2 protein-coding genes are annotated in these 1006 nt (G+C 61.3%); both read left to right on the forward strand.

What is annotated here, in order from left to right:
* Positions 1–640: sigma-E factor negative regulatory protein (locus AC1D1X_RS24275; protein ID WP_477699483.1), on the forward strand; the 640-nt coding region annotated here is incomplete at its 5' end.
* 36 nt (positions 641–676) lie between these two features.
* Positions 677–1006: sigma-E factor regulatory protein RseB domain-containing protein (locus AC1D1X_RS24280; protein WP_477699484.1), on the forward strand; the 330-nt coding region annotated here is incomplete at its 3' end.

The following is a 1006-nucleotide window of genomic DNA, read 5'->3' on the forward strand; positions in this document are numbered from 1 at the left end:
TCCGCTGCCCACGAACATGATGAAACCGTCAATGCAAACCAGCGAACTCATGTCTGCCCTGGCCGATGGCCAATTGGACGGGGACGAACTTGTGGCTGCGCTCGATGCCAGCCGGCGCGACGATTCAGCGGTCGCCGCCTGGGACGCCTATCACCTGATTGGCGATGCCTTGCGGTCGCCTGCGCTTCGGACCAAAGGGGTGGACATGGCCTTTTTGGCGCGCCTGAACCAGCGCCTTGCCCAGGAAACCCCGGCCGGTTCGAATTTTCATCCTGCTGTTCCGGCTCTGGATGTTGTTCAGGTACCCGTGCAAGCAATGTCTCAACCGCATGGCGAAGCCGCCAATGACAGCGATTTCCGCTGGAAGCTGGTAGCAGGATTTGCCTCACTCGCCGCGGTGGCTGCCATTGCGTGGAATGCCTCCGGCTTGCTGGCACCCGGCTCGGCGCCGCAGCTTGCCCAGGCGCCACTGTCACAACAGGTGTTGGTTGCTTCGCCCCAAGGCCCAATGGTGCGGGATGCCCGGCTGGAGGAACTGCTGGCTGCACACAAGCAGCTGGGGGGCACATCGGCCCTGCAGGAGCCCTCGGGCTTCTTGCGCAATGCCACCTTTGAAACGCCGCAAAATGCAGGACGCTGAGCGGGCGCCTGCTTGTCGCCGGGCTTTGGAAACCTCATGAAATTCAAGCTATTTCGCCTTCTAGCCCTTGCGGGATGTGCGCTGCCAGCTATGAATTTTGTAGCGGCACAGGTGCCGCCGCCGGCCCCTGCTGCGACGCCCGTGGAATCCCGCAACATCAACGATTGGCTGATGCGCATGCACGAGGCTTCCAAAAAGCGCTCATACATCGGCACCTTTGTCGTCTCTTCCGGTGGTGCCATGTCCAGTGCGAAGATTTGGCATGTTTGCGAGGGCGACCAGCAAATGGAGCGGGTAGAAACGCTGACGGGGGCACCGCGCTCGATTTTTCGCCATAACGACCAGGTGGTCACCTTCATGCCGGAC

The sequence above is a fragment of the Polaromonas sp. P1_G4 genome, from assembly GCF_056405475.1.